The organism is Paenibacillus sp. PCH8 (assembly GCF_002968835.1).
Lineage (GTDB): Bacteria > Bacillota > Bacilli > Paenibacillales > Paenibacillaceae > Paenibacillus.
In genome coordinates, this window is sequence record NZ_PKQK01000001.1 from 151,771 (window position 1) to 167,485 (window position 15,715).

General features: G+C 47.3%; 13 protein-coding genes. 4 read left to right on the top strand and 9 right to left on the bottom strand.

Features of this window, described 5'->3' with window-relative positions; genetic code table 11:
- The 4 genes from C0Q44_RS00655 to C0Q44_RS00670 form a co-directional block, all read right to left on the bottom strand.
- Positions 1-822 (bottom strand): ABC transporter ATP-binding protein, encoded by an 822-nt coding sequence (locus C0Q44_RS00655; protein ID WP_105405603.1) that lies wholly within the window; start codon positions 820-822, stop codon positions 1-3.
- Between the two features lie 13 nt (positions 823-835).
- Positions 836-1,879, bottom strand: a complete 1,044-nt coding sequence (locus tag C0Q44_RS00660) for a FecCD family ABC transporter permease (RefSeq protein WP_105405604.1) — start codon at positions 1,877-1,879, stop codon at positions 836-838.
- Positions 1,876-2,889, bottom strand: a complete 1,014-nt coding sequence (locus C0Q44_RS00665) for a FecCD family ABC transporter permease (RefSeq protein ID WP_105405605.1) — start codon at positions 2,887-2,889, stop codon at positions 1,876-1,878. Before C0Q44_RS00665 ends, C0Q44_RS00660 begins: the two co-directional genes overlap by 4 nt.
- A gap of 93 nt (positions 2,890-2,982) precedes the next feature.
- A complete protein-coding gene (locus C0Q44_RS00670) occupies positions 2,983-3,993 on the bottom strand; it encodes an ABC transporter substrate-binding protein (protein WP_105405606.1) in 1,011 nt (336 codons plus the stop codon).
- Positions 3,994-4,417: 424 nt separating this feature from the next.
- Here C0Q44_RS00670 and C0Q44_RS00675 point away from each other — a divergent pair, with 424 nt between their 5' ends.
- Positions 4,418-4,996, top strand: a complete 579-nt coding sequence (locus tag C0Q44_RS00675; protein ID WP_105405607.1) for a hypothetical protein — start codon at positions 4,418-4,420, stop codon at positions 4,994-4,996.
- A gap of 554 nt (positions 4,997-5,550) precedes the next feature.
- On the opposite strand, the gene C0Q44_RS00680 is transcribed toward C0Q44_RS00675, so the two are convergent.
- A complete protein-coding gene (locus tag C0Q44_RS00680) occupies positions 5,551-6,309 on the bottom strand; it encodes an SDR family oxidoreductase (RefSeq protein WP_105405608.1) in 759 nt (252 codons plus the stop codon).
- A 192-nt stretch (positions 6,310-6,501) separates the two neighbouring features.
- Here C0Q44_RS00680 and C0Q44_RS00685 point away from each other — a divergent pair, with 192 nt between their 5' ends.
- Together C0Q44_RS00685 and C0Q44_RS00690 are read left to right on the top strand one after the other, a co-directional pair.
- Positions 6,502-7,086 (top strand): TetR/AcrR family transcriptional regulator, encoded by a 585-nt coding sequence (locus C0Q44_RS00685; RefSeq protein ID WP_105405609.1) that lies wholly within the window; start codon positions 6,502-6,504, stop codon positions 7,084-7,086.
- Between the two features lie 162 nt (positions 7,087-7,248).
- Entirely contained in the window at positions 7,249-7,836 is a 588-nt protein-coding gene (locus C0Q44_RS00690) for a hypothetical protein (RefSeq protein WP_181150806.1), read from the top strand.
- A 154-nt stretch (positions 7,837-7,990) separates the two neighbouring features.
- Here C0Q44_RS00690 and C0Q44_RS00695 read toward each other — a convergent pair whose 3' ends face one another.
- The 4 genes from C0Q44_RS00695 to C0Q44_RS00710 form a co-directional block, all read right to left on the bottom strand.
- On the bottom strand, positions 7,991-9,130 hold the full coding sequence (locus C0Q44_RS00695) for a toxic anion resistance protein (RefSeq protein ID WP_105405611.1): 1,140 nt from the start codon (positions 9,128-9,130) through the stop codon (positions 7,991-7,993).
- A gap of 19 nt (positions 9,131-9,149) precedes the next feature.
- The gene (locus C0Q44_RS00700) at positions 9,150-10,838 is read right to left on the bottom strand and encodes a vWA domain-containing protein (protein ID WP_105405612.1); all 1,689 of its coding nucleotides are present in this window, start codon (positions 10,836-10,838) and stop codon (positions 9,150-9,152) included.
- Positions 10,839-10,850: 12 nt separating this feature from the next.
- Entirely contained in the window at positions 10,851-11,582 is a 732-nt protein-coding gene (locus tag C0Q44_RS00705; RefSeq protein WP_308737381.1) for a hypothetical protein, read from the bottom strand.
- A gap of 844 nt (positions 11,583-12,426) precedes the next feature.
- Positions 12,427-14,748, bottom strand: a complete 2,322-nt coding sequence (locus tag C0Q44_RS00710) for a beta-L-arabinofuranosidase domain-containing protein (protein WP_105405614.1) — start codon at positions 14,746-14,748, stop codon at positions 12,427-12,429.
- Positions 14,749-14,941: 193 nt separating this feature from the next.
- Here C0Q44_RS00710 and C0Q44_RS00715 point away from each other — a divergent pair, with 193 nt between their 5' ends.
- Positions 14,942-15,706, top strand: a complete 765-nt coding sequence (locus tag C0Q44_RS00715) for a helix-turn-helix transcriptional regulator (RefSeq protein ID WP_105405615.1) — start codon at positions 14,942-14,944, stop codon at positions 15,704-15,706.
- The last annotated feature ends 9 nt before the right edge of the window (positions 15,707-15,715 follow it).

The following is a 15,715-nucleotide window of genomic DNA, read 5'->3' on the forward strand; positions in this document are numbered from 1 at the left end:
TCAAGCTAGCTGAGTGTACCGCTGTTCTCCATTCAGCTTCCTCCCCCTTCCGTGTGGAATGCATGTCGGTGTACCAAACAGCGGATCGACTGCAATCTCACATTCCATCTGGAAGACCGTACGGACCATGTTCTGTGTAACGATATCCTCCGGTTTGCCTTCCGCATAGATGGACTTGTTGTGAACGGCCACAATATGATGTGCATACCGACACGCCAGATTAAGATCATGGAGAACCATGACAATGGTGCGCCCTTCCCGTTCATTCAGCTCGAACAACAAATCCAGAATATCAATCTGATGAGTCATATCCAGATAGGTTGTAGGTTCATCAAGCAAAAGTGTTTCGGTACCCTGCGCAAGTGTCATCGCAATCCAGGCACGCTGGCGCTGTCCACCAGACAACGCATCGACAGGGCGATCGGCCAGCTCTGTCAGATGTGTGGACTCCAGCGCCAGCTTGACCATGCGCTCATCTTCACGGGACCACTGCTTCAGCCACGTTTGATGTGGATAACGTCCTTGCTTAACCAGTTGGTTCACTGTCAGACCTTCCGGAGCAGTCGGTCCCTGTGGCAGAATGGACATGCGTCTGGAAATCTCCTTCGTCGGGAGCGTCGCAATCTCTTCGCCATCCAGCAATACGGAACCCGCGCTGGACTTCAGCAACCTTGCCATTGTGCGCAGCAGTGTGGATTTGCCACATCCGTTACTGCCAATCAGGACGGTAATCTGTCCTTTGGGAATCGTCAGGTTCAAATTTTCAATAATGGGATCTGCTCCATAGGAGATAGTAAGCTCCTTGGCTTCCAGAATACTCACGGCTCTCTCCTCCTCAAAACTGATTTCGGTTCTTAAACAACAAATACAGGAAAAAGGGTGCGCCTACACCCGCGGTAAATACCCCTGCGGGAACATCAAGCGGCAGAAAGGCCGTCCGGGCAATCAGATCTGATACACATACAAGCAACGCACCGACCAGACCGGATACCATGAGCATACTGCCGAACATTCGTCCGACCAGTTTCCTTGCAATATGTGGAGCGATCAAGCCTACAAAGCCAATGGTACCCGCAACGGATACAGCAATTCCCGCCAGTAGTACACTGCATAACAGCAATGCCGAACGATGCCATTGAACGGTAACTCCCAGCCCTGTAGCCAAATCATCTCCGAACTCCTGTGCATTCAGGCTGCGGGCGAACCACATCGCCAGAGGTACAACAATGATAATCACTGGGAGAATGGTTCGGATATCGGTCCACGTTGCCCCGTACACACTGCCTGTCAGCCAGATATAGGCTTGACCTGCTGTGTAGAACGGACTCAGAATGAGCATGAACGTTGTACCGGCTCCGGTAATGGCCGACACCCCAATTCCGATCAGTACCAGGCGAATCGGACTGACTCCCTTTTTCCAGGCAAGCACATAAATAATGAATGCCGTTACAATCGCACCACTAATTGCAAACAGCGGCAGCAGCTTAATGCTCACCGTTCCACCGAGCACAGTTACGAATCCTACCGCCGCGACTGCTGCACCGCCAGTGATACCGATAACGTCCGGTGAGGCCAGCGGATTACGGATGATGCCTTGCAGCAGGGCGCCTGACATGCCGAGCGCTGCACCAACCAGCAGGGATAATAACACCCGTGGCAGTCTCAGCGTAAGTACAACGAAGTCATGCTCGCCTGCGTTCAGACCCAATATCGTTCGGATGACGTCCAGCGGCGAGATAAAGTCACTACCCACACTCGTACCAACAACCCCTGCGATCAGAAACAGAAGGGTACATATACCAATAACAACGAGTGACTTCCGCTCGATCTGTCCCGAAACGGTGTCTTTTTTATTTCGAAAAGTCAGCATCTTTCTCATATCTTCGTCACTCCCTTGCGGGCTATGTACACGAAGAAGGGTCCACCAATCAGTGCAGTCATGACACCGAGCGGAACTTCCTGCGGTATGATGACCAGCCTTGCGACAACATCGGCGGACAGTAACAGGATCGCTCCACCAACGAAGGAATAAGGAACCAGCCAGCGGTAATCATTGCCTACCAGTGCACGCATGATGTGTGGGACGACCAGACCGACCAGACCGATTGAACCAGCGACTGCGACCGAGCCACCTGCCAGCAGAACAGTAACGACTCCCATAAGCAACTTGACGAGAAGTACATTTTGTCCCATACCTTTCGCAATATCGTCACCCGTCAATAGCAGATTGATGGCTCTGCCCATGAACAGGGAGACCAGAGCAGCCACTGCCATATATGGCAGAACAGGATACAGCATATCCAGCGTCCGACCGCTTACCGATCCGGCAAGCCAGAACAATACGTCCTGTAATCCGGTTCCATCTAATACCAGAATAGCCTGTGTGAAGGAGGTAAACAGTGCAGAGATGGCCGTACCTGCCAGGACAATCTTGATCGGGGTCAGGCCGTCACGACCGAGAGAACCCAGCCCATATACAATCGCCGCGGCGACGGCTGCTCCGGCAAAACCAAACCACATCATCGTCGTGAGCGAAGATACGGACAGCACCACGATGGCGATAACAATAAATAAGATCGCACCTGCATTAATGCCAAACACACTCGGTGAGGCGAGCGGGTTGCGTGTCAACGCCTGCATTAGTCCGCCCGCCACGGCAAGACTGGCTCCAACGACAGCTGCAATAATGGTACGTGGCAACCGTTCTGTCAGCAGCACCACATGCTCCACGGAGGTCTCGTCGTAGAATTGCAGTGCATCCCATGCCATCTGAAACGTAATATGCGTACGTCCCAGGATCATGCTCGCTGTACTCGCAAGCAGCAGCAACACGAATAAACCAGCCAATCCGTATATCTTGGCAATTGCCTTTGTAAAAAGGGGACACATATTCTCACTCTTTCATCTGTAAAATGAAAAGGGACCTGCCTGCCCATACACTTCGTTAACGAATGTTCTGGTGCATGGCAGGTCCTGCTCCTGTTAGTTCAGGTTGAACTGCTTATATAGGTCGTCCAGCATCATGTTGGCCGATGTGTATCCACCCGCCATGTTCCAGGCCACTTCATCGACCTGAACCAGTTGGTTGTTCTTGACAGCATCAAGGTTTTTCCACAGTGGACTGCTGGTCCAATTATCATAATTTTTCTGAATCGCCTCGGTTTCCGTACCGGAATTGAAGTTAAAGATCATATCCGCATTCATATCGGGGATGCTCTCTTTGGAAGTTAATTCAATTCCCCATGTATCTGCATCGTGACCTTCAGGTCGTGTGAAGCCAAGCTCTTGCAGAATTTTTCCTGCATATCCCATGTAGAAAATACGAACCTGATCGGCTCTGAAGTTCGTAATCGTAGCTTCAATCGGGAGTCGGTCTCCCATTTTCTCTTTGAAATCAGCTACACGTGCATCCCAATCGGTCATCAGCTTATCCGACTGTTCTACCTTATTCATCGCTTCACCAGACAGCTTCACGGTTTCCTTCCAGTCAAACAAGGTTTCCGTTACTACCGTTGGCGCAATCTGGGACAGCTGCTCATAGATCTCTTCATGTCTAATCTTCGTAGCAATGATCAAGTCCGGTTTCAGCTTGTTGATCTCCTCCAGATTCGGCTGGGATTCCTGACCCACTTGGGTTACGCCATCCAGATCTGCTCTCAGATATTCATACACTGGTTGCTGAACCCAGGATTCAACTACGCCTGTTGGTTTCACGCCCAGTGCAACAACAACATCATTGGCACCTTGGAACAAGGTTACGATCTTTTGCGGTGTTCCTGTGACTTTGGTCTCGCCCATGGCATGTTTGATGACTCTTGTCTCATCTTCCGCTTTGGCGGTTGTATCGCTTTTATTATTACTCTCATTGCTGCTTACTGCGGGACTTGCGGTATTTGTTATCTCCGCGCTTCCACCCGATGCACAGCCGGCAAGCAATGAAATCATCAGAATAAGTGCTGCATAAATGCAACCTTTTTTCTTTAATTTATACATGTAACCCGTCTCCCCTTTTTCCTGTAAATGATATTGAATCTCATTATCATTTGTATTGTAATGGAGATAAGCCCATTATACAAGCACTTTATTTGGAAAAACTTCTCATGTCCTGTTGAACAATGAAACTTCGCTAAACAGCATTAATCATAGATTTATAAGTGCAACCTATATAGTCTCGATTCATATAATTCATTTTCCGCATAACCATATATGTATTTTTTTTCTTTTCTCTTCGATGTGCGAATGGTCTCCACATATTTTGCTTCATCTAATAAGTGTTATTCCCAACATTGTATTTTCATTCACTGACTTGTATCCTGTGCAATTATTTATTGTCAAAAAAAACCTGTAATTTCTCAATCTATTATGTTAGATTATCCCTTGGAATAATATCACATCGATAGATAGGGGAAATTGTAACGTGAAAAAGTCTTGGGTTCTATCCATTATTATGAGTTTTGTTCTGCTTGGTGGGGTGCTGCTTCCTACTGGATCATATGCAGCAGCTGCTGACGATACAACGTCTACATATTCAGATGAGGTCAATACCGAGGAAAACAGTACCTATGAAGAAGAGGAACTTACAGCAGAGGAAGCAGAATTTCTGGACTATCTGGATGCATTGACTGTTTCTGCCGTATATGAGAAGAAAGCTTTGGATGCAGTGGGTGGCAATACATACATTACCTCCTCCAATCGTAAATCTTTTTATCTGAAATTGAACAATACGGCAATCCCCAACTACACCAAGTATGTGTCCATGCTGAAACAGATTAAGCCAGAGAATGCCGAGCTAAAAAAAATCCACGCCAAACTGATCAAAGGCAGCTATGCTCAGCTTGAAGGATACCAATCGTTCAAAAAGGCTGTTGCCAAAACGAAAGTAAACAGTACATTCCTCAAGCAAGGCAATGACAAGATTGCCACAGGCATCAAAAGCATCCAACAGTATCATGCCGAAATTAAAGCGTACGGAGAGAAACTGGGCTATCAGATGTAAGCAGCTTACACGAGTTCTTAACATCAGACCTTCTTCTCTGACATGTAACATGAGAATGAAAACACTGCCTGTTCCATTTGAATAAATTGAGATTACAGGGAAAAAGTTTTTTTTTACAGAATAATTCGGCAGTATAGCCGTATTATCAAAAGGCTATGCTGCCGAAAGGTACAACCTCGTGAACAATTGAGGTTGTGCCTTTTTTGCGTTTATGGCCACATGTATCTGAATTTCATTATCTTACGAGGAGTGATTCGCATAATTCTGGATGCCGTGTTCAATCATTCGGGAAGAAAGATTCCTCCTTCTGTCGATGTTGTGAAGAATGGGGCCTCTTCCCCCCTACGCAGATTGGTTTTATCAGAGATTGGCTGCCTCGTGTAGCGGATGGCATACCGACGTACGATACTTTGCGTTTGAACCGCTTAGACTCGTTTGGGGAGCACAAAAAGAAGCCGCATAAGCACATGCGGCTTCTCGATTTGTTTTCTATATCTGCTACCTTTTCTCCATTTTCTACATATCAAGAGTCGAAATCCCGACCCTCATTCATTTTAATAGGAGCTCCAGCCTGCATCGGCTGTAATCACAGTACCGTTCACGAAGCTGGACTCGTCCGATCCGAGGAACAGAGCTACCTTCGCGACCTCTTCACTGGTGCCTACACGCGGATTAATCGACATACCCAGTTGCTGTCTGCCTGCACCAAATTGGCTTATTCCCGCCATCGAGGAACCGATATTGGTCGCTACAGCTCCCGGAGCGATTGCGTTACAGCGAATACCTTGCTCCGCATACATGTACCCTGTATTTTTGGTGAAACCGATCACCGCATGTTTGGAAGCCGTATAGGCTGCTCCTGCACGTCCACCATGCAATCCGCCTGCCGAGGCGATGTTTACGATTACGCCTTTTTGTTTCTCCAGGAAGATCGGCAATACTTTACGCGTTGTCCGCATCACACTGGTTGTGTTCACAGCGAACAATCTCTCCCACTTCTCATCGGTGATATCCGCTGCTGGCTCCATGCCATCCATAATGCCCGCATTGTTAACCAAGATATCTACTGTTCCGTATGTGCTAACCGTCGTATCGATCAGGTTCTGTACATCTTCCTCTTTGGCTACATTGGCCAGAACGACAATCGCTTCTCCACCCTGGGCCTTAATATCATTAACTACCGCCAGAGCAGATTCCTCATTTATGTCTGAAACCACGACTTTGGCACCTTCTTGGGCGTACAATGTAGCGATCGCTTTCCCCATACCCGAACCTGCACCTGTTACAACGGCGACTTTATCTTGAAGTTTCATATCTTAATTCCTCCTTTGTGTATTCGTTTACAAAAACTTAACAAACAAATGTTCATTAACGCCTATCCTTAGTATAATAAGTCATAGCGTTTCACTTCAATCAGTAAAAGCTTGTCCAGTTGTACGTTAATCAACACGTAACAGCCCAAATGTACTTTAATGTATCGAACGGACAGGCAGGGAGGAATAGATATGTCTGAAATTATGTATTCGAATTCAATGGACCGAAGAATCAAGAAATCAAAAGTTGCGCTGAAGGATGCACTCATCCATCTCATGCAGAAACATCCCTTCAAAGAAATATCCATTACAGATATTGTGGAGCGAGCCGATCTGAATCGAGGTACATTTTACAGACATTATCAGTACAAGGAAGACCTGTTCAATGAAATCATCGATGATGTGATTCAGGATCTGGTGACTTCTTTTCGCAAACCTTATCAGGATAAAGAAGAGTTCGAGGTCGGTCTTATGCCCTCTTCGGCGATCACCATATTTGAACATGTGCACCAGCACGCACAATTCTACACACTGGTTGTAGAGTCCGAGGCTTCATCCAGCTTCCAGCGTATGATCTGTGATGTCTTGCGGGATCTCGCCTTACAGGATTTGAACCATATCTTCCCTCCACACATCAACCATGAAATATTGGCAAGCTACCAATCTCATGCGATATTCGGCATGATCATGGAGTGGATCAGACAGGATTTCAAGCATAGCCCCGCTTATATGGCAGAGGAACTGTTCAAAATCATTCATTATAAACCGTTACTTTGACTCTCTACACTTAACCTCTGATAGAGTAATTAAGTTCGGTTTAATAAAAGTATACTGCCTCAGTACTGTAAATGAGTTCCTGTCATTTCGGAGATTAATATGTTAAATTATCCCTCAAAACAATAACCTAAGGGGCTGACACTACACTTGAACAAGTCGTGGATGATATCATTGTTCACCAGTTTTATTATGCTTGGCGGAGTGCTTCTCTCTCCTGCCGCTTCTGCCAATGCTGCCAATGAACCAACCTCTACATATTCAGATCAGAGTTATAGCGACGACGCAGAGCATTTCAGCGAAGAACTTATGGACGAGACGGAATATGAGCTTACTGCTGATCAAAAAGAATTCGAACAATACCTTGAAAAAGTATTTGCTCTTGAGTCTTATGAGACTAAAGCCATGGACGCGTTGGAAAGTGTCGGCTCCCAGGTAACATCAGCGAATCGCAAGTCCATGTATCTCAAACTTACGAATACGGTGATCCCCAATTATACGAAACTCGTATCCAAGGCAAAACAGATCAAACCCATCCACCCGGAACTCAAGAAAATACACGCCTATTTCGTCAAAGGGAGCTACCTTCAGCTTGAAGGATACCTGTTGTACAAGCAGGCCGTTTCCAAGAACAAAGTGAATTACACGATACTGAAACAGGGCAGTGCCAAGGTAAAAGCTGGTGGCGATCTTATTAACCAATGTGAGCAGTATTTATATGCTTATGCAAGGAATTTGGGATATGATTTCTAATCATATCCTGCCTTTTGCTTCATGCAATTCATTTGAATAATCCACAATGGATTGAACCAACCGATATGCCGGTCTTAATGAAGCCAAAAAAAGCGACCCTTCCCCAGTGATTAACCGGGAAAGGTCGCTTTGTTCGTATAAATGAAAGTTACCATTACAACCCCAGCTTCTGCCCTTTCTCCAACCGCTGAATCTGCTGCTCTCCGGTATCCGCAAGTTCACGGAACTGGTTAATCGTCTCACGCATTCTTGGCAGAGCTTCCTGCTTGTAGAGGCTGATTGAATCGAGCGCAGACAACACATCGGTGAACGCTTGTTTCATCGTATCCACGGAGATGCTGGCTTCATACGCCTGCTTCTGAATGGCAATCCCCTGATCCTTGAGCATCTTGGATGTTCCGGCGATCAGATCATTGGTCGTCTGGTTCAGCAATTCAATCTTCTGCAATACAATCTTCTGATTATACAGAGCACTCGCTACCGTAACGGCAATTTTCAGTGCCGAGATCGTTACATTTTTCGCCCGGTCTACCCCTCGGATTAGTTCCTTATTGTTACGGATCACCACTTCAATCGCCATAATGCCCTGCTGGTTCACGACCAGCATTTGCTGTAAGTCCATCACTCGCTGACGGAGCGGGAATAGTACTTCTTCCGTAATAAAACGGACCTTCTCGGGGTCCTCATTGCGGACCTTGGCGGCTTCAATCTGCCCGTCGATCGACTCATCCATGAGCACGCCAAGCTGGATTTCTTTTTGCAATCGCTTGGTGAGTTCTCTCAGGTTCTGTTGCTCAATCTCCAGTGTCGTATTATCGTTACGCAATGTAGATCTGCCTTTGTCCAGCGAAGTGACGATGTCAGCGATGACTGCGTCAGCTTTCTGGTATTTCAGGAAATAGGCGCGGAGCGGATTGAACAATTTCCCGAGGAAGCCGGTTTTGGCAAAGTCGACCACACTCGGGTCGAGATCCTTCAGTTGCATATGCAGCTCGGTCAAGCCTTTGGCGACCTGACCGCCCTCGTCTCCGGTCTTGGACAGATGTCCAACGGAGACTTGAAGCAACGCGTTTTTCTCAGAAGAAGATCTCATCGTGTTCATACCAAACCCATCAATGGATTGCAGAATCTCCTTGCGCTTCTCCAGGGATTCCAGATCCAGTGTCATAATCATCTCTACATTGGCATTCGCCACTTGTTGCAGCTCCGCTACCTCGGCAGGTACGGGTTTCACCTCTTCTTCAATCACCTTCTGAATCTCTTTCTGGCTTGGTATCTCCATCGAAAACGACATCTATAGTTCCCCCTTTAAATTACATCTGTACGTTAAACAGGTTTCCGATCTTGTATACGACATCGTCCGTATCGGCATTGATACTTGCGGCTTCGTTAATGCTGGAGATGCTCTCCAGGGCTTTGATGTCCGCGTTGTATCCAATCGTATAGATCGGCACTTGATACGTCTCGACCAGATCACGAATGTCCTTCAGGGTATGACCCTCATTGGTCTCGCCATCGCTCAGGACGAAAATAAGCGGCTTCACGTTCGGATCAACAGCCATATAGTCTTCGAGCATCTTCATCGCCACCACGATCCCATCGAATGTTGCCGTACCCCCGCCTGCTTGTAGACTGTTAACCGTTCCGACAAACATGGATTGCTGATTCGTATCATACTTCGCAATCGGCAGATTCACCGTTACTCCGCTGGAGTAGGAGACAAGGCCAATGCTGTTGTCCGTGCCCAGGTACTTCTGCCCTTTACTCAAAGATTCCTTCAACCGGTTAAGTGGCTCTCCGTCCATACTTCCGGATACGTCAGTTACGAATACAGCAGCAATGGGTTTACTGCCGTTCTTCTTCTCTTTCCATACTTTCTGTGCGGACAGCAACGTGCCGCCATCTACTGTACCAAGCTCTGATTTGTAATCCGGTAAGCCGTTGAAGCCGAACTCTTCCGCCGACTGTTGATATTTCGCCTGGGTGACAAATTCCGCAAATTTCTGGATGATCTCCTGCTTGTTCTGCGGCAATTGTCCCAATGCATACAACGGGCTGTCATGTCTCACGCCAAATGGGGTAAAGACGTATCCGCTCTTCAGATCAGCGGTATTCACATACGTCTGGTATTCAAGCACAAAGGCATCCAGTCGTCCTGACTTGGCAGCTTCCCGCATTTGAATCGTTGTGGATGCCGTAAACGGCACATTCGCCTGAAATTTCTCAAAACCTTGAATAGCTTTCTCACCCAGCGGGTTGGCGCTGTCATACGTATTCAGTGCGGTCACGAGGAAGTTGAGTCCTGTGGAGCTGGCAAATGGATCCGTGTATCCCATCGCGAGTTCGTTGTTCGCAATCGCTTCGGTCACCGTTTTCACATTAACGGAGCCATACGTATCGACAAGTGCATCATACTTGGCTTTGGAGATCACGATGCCGGGCACGTTCCCGACCAATCGCTCGGACACCATCTCTGTCTTCACCCCGCTGGCCTCAACCATCTCGCCCCACAGTTCATTGGAGGGTGTGAACGCATCCGGCATATACTTGCCTGACTTGATATAATCTGTAGCCGTTCCGGAGGCGATGTTGCGGATTTTGACCGACACCTGCTGACCTCCGACGGTCATATTGGCTTTGTTAAATTCATCACCAACCTCAGTCAGCCACCCGTCCACCCCAGTGCCTGATTTCTCGGGTGAGGAGAAGATTTCGACGTAATCATTCGTTGTGTTCTCTACCGTGACCGGAAATTTCGAGATGTCGGGCAGCGATTCTGCCACATCGACCGGGTCCAGGTCAATCTGTCCTTTGACGGACTCTGCCGTTGCGGGGTTAATGTCCCCATACAATTTACTGAGCGTTTTGCCTGCATTCTCTGTACTGACCTGTGTTGACGACTTGCCGAAGTTGGATGTCAGCGTAATGCCTGCATATACCAGACCGAACACGAGCACCAACATTACAATCGATATGAAAAAGAACTTTCCCTTCTTGGCCATACGAGCAACCCCTCACTGTCTGTATAATTTGGTGTGCTTGATTAACTGATCAATCTCCTGCATACAAGGCATCTGTTCAATCGTTCCAACTTCAAAGCTGTCCAGACGTGAAATCTCCAGCAACAATTGATCCAGCTTGAGCAAAATTTCTTCATTGGTGTGAAGTGAATCCTTCACATAGGACAGATAATCGTTGTACACTTTCGTTTTTTCCTGAAAAAGCTTCTGGGGAAGTGTAGAGGATTTGGATTTCATCATGTTGGCATAGTCGGCTTCATCGAATACATTCAACCGGTTCAGTATACTGCGGATATTGAGGTATAACAGCTTCTCCACTTCCAGGGTAACCGACGCGAATTTCTTGTAGCTCAGCTCGCCTGGATCAAATCGTTGATGGAGCACATTCAGGAGTGTTTCTTTCTTTTTCTTCATCCGACTCAGTTGGGACAGTCCCAGCGTGATATCTTCTTCAAGTACTTTGATACGTCTATAAAAGGATAACGCTTCCACATAATCTTCATGAGTCTCGATATGCTTCACAGGCAGGACTACTGGCTGTCTGAACAGCAAGCTGTAACTACCATAGAATAAAGTCAGGACGCTGCCGAACAGCAAAGTCACCGAAAGCGCTGTTGTAAATGCACCCTCCCCGAAATTCAGCCCGATAAAGCCGGGTGAGAATGCCAGAACATTCACGGCCACAATGCCGAAGATCAAGCCCAGTAATTTTATGTATCTGTTCATGTTCAATCATCCGACCTCCTTTCATGCTATATGCTGGAGCTATATGTCGATATTTTCCTCTTCAACTTAATATCATTGTACATGATGTTACTGCGCTCAGGTGGATTTAGTTGGATATTCATAATATACGTGGGTTGGGCTCATCCCATTTCATCTTTAGAGGGACAACGTGAAACCGTTTGGATAATCTGTGGTCAATCTGTAGAATCGAGTCATCAGGAACAGAAAATCGCGGTTAAAAATCGTTATCAGGTAATACGTGGAAAATAGCTATGCGTGTCATTTTTTATATAAGACTTGTCTAAAAAACGAGTAATGCAAAAAGGACGAAACGGAGATCATCCGGTTTCGTCCCTTATGCGTTGATTCATCTTTTTTTCGTGTTCTCGTGTTCTCGTATTCTTATTGAAATCTCAATGTCCCGGCGATCCGGTGACCCGATGTCCCTACGCACCCCAAAGGGTCCATCTCTGCTGCGCAGTAATATCCAAGATACCGTTTCCTACAGCTAACGAACTGAGGTGACGCTATTTGGTGCATTTCAGCTCAACCAAAAATGTAACGAACCTGAGACACTTTATATTCACGTTTTAGGTGCAAAGACGTTGATTATTGCCCATGTCGAATGAAATAACGTCGCTGAGATTCGTTACATTTCCCAACTCACCCAAATTCCCCATTTAAGGCGTGTGCGGTTCGTTAGAAATTAGAAAACGGTTGCCTTATTGCACCCTCTGTAGCAGACAAGCTTAATTCCCATAAACCTCTGTTAGCTCATCCGTATTTGGCTTGCATTCACCATTGTATTTGAGTGTATTTGCGCCTTTTCATACCATGCCTCTTTTTACGAAAAGAAAGATTCCGGTTTACTGCGCGTGGTGCGTACCTCTGTGACTTTACCGGCGCAGCCATTGTCGCCAATCGCACGAAACATCACCGTAACGCTATCCTTGCCTGATGTAACGCTCTCAGGGATATCGTAAGTCACGTAGAATACCTCACCGATTTTGTTCATATGAATGCGCTGCTCCCCAATAACAACGCCTTCCACGATGATGCTGAAGTGCCTTTCATACCGAATATCTTCCTTTACAAAAGGAGAATGATCTCCGCCCCAATAGGCCACACATAGATAATTAGTTGCGGCGCGATCCACCGCCAGTTGGTAACTGAAGTAAGCCCCACTGATGCCAAAAGCCTCTCGCCACATATGCAACTTCTTACGTCCATCTGTGGTTGAACCGTTGTGCTGCTCGCCGCGACAATTGCTATCCAATTGATGCCCGATCTCATCCTGCTGACCATCCGGCTGAACCCTGTCGATCGTGATGTCGTTCAACTCTTTCTCCAGTGCATCGCCTTCGTCGTTCAATGGCCAGTACACCGTATAGAATTCATGATGTACGTTATAGAACGGGATCAATTTCACGGCTTCACCTGTGGAAGTGACCTCCTTGCTGAGTTCAAATGTTAACGTGCCTGCGTCCACAACTTTGATCCATTCCTTTACATCCTCCTGTTCTGTCCGGATTACCGGTACGGGAGCAGTCTTGGGATTCAGTGCCGTTTCATCCACAATCGTGTCTTCGGGAAGTCCATCGCTTCCTAGTGCACCGGCAAGTACGATTGGGCCATACAGGAATGCCACCTTGTGGGCATCATCTCTGGAGGTGTACTGCCGAAGTGACATCGGCAGTGTGATTGTAACGACATCACCCGCGTTCCATTGGCGGTCGATGGAGAGATAGCCGGGTTCCATCCGTGTATACGGATGGGCCGAGTCCCCGTTGACGGTTGCCGTCATTGGCTCTTGCAGCCATGAGGGCACACGTAATCTTAGATGAGCCGAGGCGCTGCCTTCGGTCATCGTCAGGGTTACCTTTTCCGAATAAGGAAAGTCGGTTTCGAGCTTCAGCGATAGTCCCTGAGATGCCCAGTCCAGCTTGGAGGCGATATACAGGTTCACATACAGGTCCTGCTCATTCTCGAAATAGATGGCCTCGGCATATTTGCCCGGGTTCTCCATACCCGATCCTGTACAGCACCACCATGCGGTATCGCGCGTACCGTAGATTTTGTAGTGCCCTTGCAGCGTTGAGGCAAAATACGTTTTGTTGCCCGTATCGGGGTCCTGCGTGCCCAGGATGTGATTGTAGATGGCATTTTCATAATAGTCCATGTAGGCGCTATCGTGATTCCAGGCGAAGAGTTGTTTCGTCAAATGCATCATGTTGTGAGTACAGCAACTCTCTCCTGTTTTGATGCCAAGACTCTCCATGCCCTTCGCTTCGTAATGCTCCGATATACTCGTAGCGCCAAAGACGTAGGAACGATGATGAACGGTAGTCTCCCAGAAAAATTCTGCCGCCGCCCGGTAACTCTCGCGAGAGGAATCCTGGTTGTAGATTTCGGCAGCACCGATCACTTTCGGGATCTGCGTATTGGCATGTTTGCCCTGAAGATCGTCCTGTTCATGTTCCAAGGGTCTCAGGATCAATTGATGGGTAAACTTATTGGCGATCTCAAGGTATAAGGCTTTGCCCGTGATCTCATATAAATGCGCAAATACTTCATTCATGCCCCCGTGTTCACTTTGAAGCATCGTCTGCATCTGTTCTTCTGTCATCGGAAGCAAGCCTTCTACCGCCCAATCTGCAAATCGAGTGACCACATCAAGTGCTTGTTCGTTACCAGTCCGTTTATATGCGTCAATCAGACCGCGGTAGATTTTGTGTACGCTGTACCAAGGAACCCAGTATTCACCGATATTGAATCCACCGATATTCTCTGCTCGAAAAGCCATGTGGAAAGGTTCTTCGGACAACCCGCCGATATACCCGCTGCCCGTATGCTGTTGAATGGATGCAAGCTCACTGACGGCATAATCCAGCGTTTCTTTTAACGTGGCATTCCCGGTTGCCTGATACGTTACTGCCAGCGCCGACAGATAATGGCCGAGGGAATGTCCGCTGATGGTACGAGCCTCCCAACCCGCGTAGCGTTCTTTTCGGGCAGGCAAACCATGAGCTTCGAAGCATGGAGCCAGGAATCGATCAATATCCAGCGATAACAGATAACGCTCCCCAACCTCTTGTGATGTTTGAAAAACACCATTGAGCAGGTCTACATGTTCCGGGCCCAGAAATCCTTTTTTCGTATCAATCATTACGCTCACTCCTTCTCGGTATGTACAGATATTCAGCTGTGCTTCCATGGGGTCTTAAAGGATAAAATCCGTGTTGTAATTCATATGCTTCAAGCTTCCAATCGGTCTTCAAACCTTGAATATCCACATGTTATCAAATAAAGTACAATTACATCAGACTCATAATCCAAGAAAAGGTGGAGAAATCCGTCCTATGCCAAAACCACTGGAACATTATCTGTGCGGCAAGTTCATATCGGAAGGGAACTGGAGCCACATGCGGAGAATCATGCCTGTACATGAGATTATTTTGATGCTGGAAGGTGAGATGTACATCGCGGAAGATGAGGAACAGTATGTCGTTCGTGCCAATGATCTGCTATTTCTAAAGGCTGGGCGCACCCATTATGGTTACCGGATCAGCGAGGCACCTGTCAGCTTCTATTGGGTTCACTATGATTCGGTTCAGGCAGAATTCGACGGTCACAGGGCGCATGCCACCATTCAGGTACCTTCCGTGGCGAATCAACTCTTCAAGCAGTTGCTGCATGTCTCCTCCTTCTCGCAGGAAGAAGCGGACGCGGCTTTGCTGCTGCTGTTCAAAGAGCTGGAACGGAATACGCAGGCGGATTATCGTCCTCATAATGCTGTCGTGGACCATATCTGCAAGTGGGTGGACATTCATCTTCACACGGGCATCACGGTGAGCAAAATTGCAGAACATTTTAATTTCAACAAGGACTACATCTCCAAAATGGTAAAGCGTGAGAAGGGAATTGGACTCAAAACCTATATTCTCACCGAACAGATTCGCCGAGCCAAACAGATGCTACTGAATACCAATGCCAGTGTCAAAGAAATTGCGGGCCATTGCGGCTTCTCTGACTACAAACTGTTCCTGCGCATGTTCAAGCAATACGAAGGCTATACACCAACCGAATATCGCAACAATCTGTACTCGACACAACTCAACCGGTGATGCTCTCAG

Excerpts from the sequence above, each read along its gene's own strand:
- C0Q44_RS00660 (WP_105405604.1), bottom strand. The coding sequence starts at position 1,879 with ATGAGAAAGATGCTGACTTTTCGAAATAAAAAAGACACCGTTTCGGGA.
- C0Q44_RS00665 (WP_105405605.1), bottom strand. The coding sequence starts at position 2,889 with ATGTGTCCCCTTTTTACAAAGGCAATTGCCAAGATATACGGATTGGCT.
- C0Q44_RS00670 (WP_105405606.1), bottom strand. The coding sequence starts at position 3,993 with ATGTATAAATTAAAGAAAAAAGGTTGCATTTATGCAGCACTTATTCTG.
- C0Q44_RS00680 (WP_105405608.1), bottom strand. The coding sequence starts at position 6,309 with ATGAAACTTCAAGATAAAGTCGCCGTTGTAACAGGTGCAGGTTCGGGT.
- C0Q44_RS00685 (WP_105405609.1), top strand. The coding sequence starts at position 6,502 with ATGTCTGAAATTATGTATTCGAATTCAATGGACCGAAGAATCAAGAAA.
- C0Q44_RS00690 (WP_181150806.1), top strand. The coding sequence starts at position 7,249 with ATGATATCATTGTTCACCAGTTTTATTATGCTTGGCGGAGTGCTTCTC.
- C0Q44_RS00695 (WP_105405611.1), bottom strand. The coding sequence starts at position 9,130 with ATGTCGTTTTCGATGGAGATACCAAGCCAGAAAGAGATTCAGAAGGTG.
- C0Q44_RS00700 (WP_105405612.1), bottom strand. The coding sequence starts at position 10,838 with ATGGCCAAGAAGGGAAAGTTCTTTTTCATATCGATTGTAATGTTGGTG.
- C0Q44_RS00705 (WP_308737381.1), bottom strand. The coding sequence starts at position 11,582 with ATGAACAGATACATAAAATTACTGGGCTTGATCTTCGGCATTGTGGCC.
- C0Q44_RS00710 (WP_105405614.1), bottom strand. The coding sequence starts at position 14,748 with ATGATTGATACGAAAAAAGGATTTCTGGGCCCGGAACATGTAGACCTG.
- C0Q44_RS00715 (WP_105405615.1), top strand. The coding sequence starts at position 14,942 with ATGCCAAAACCACTGGAACATTATCTGTGCGGCAAGTTCATATCGGAA.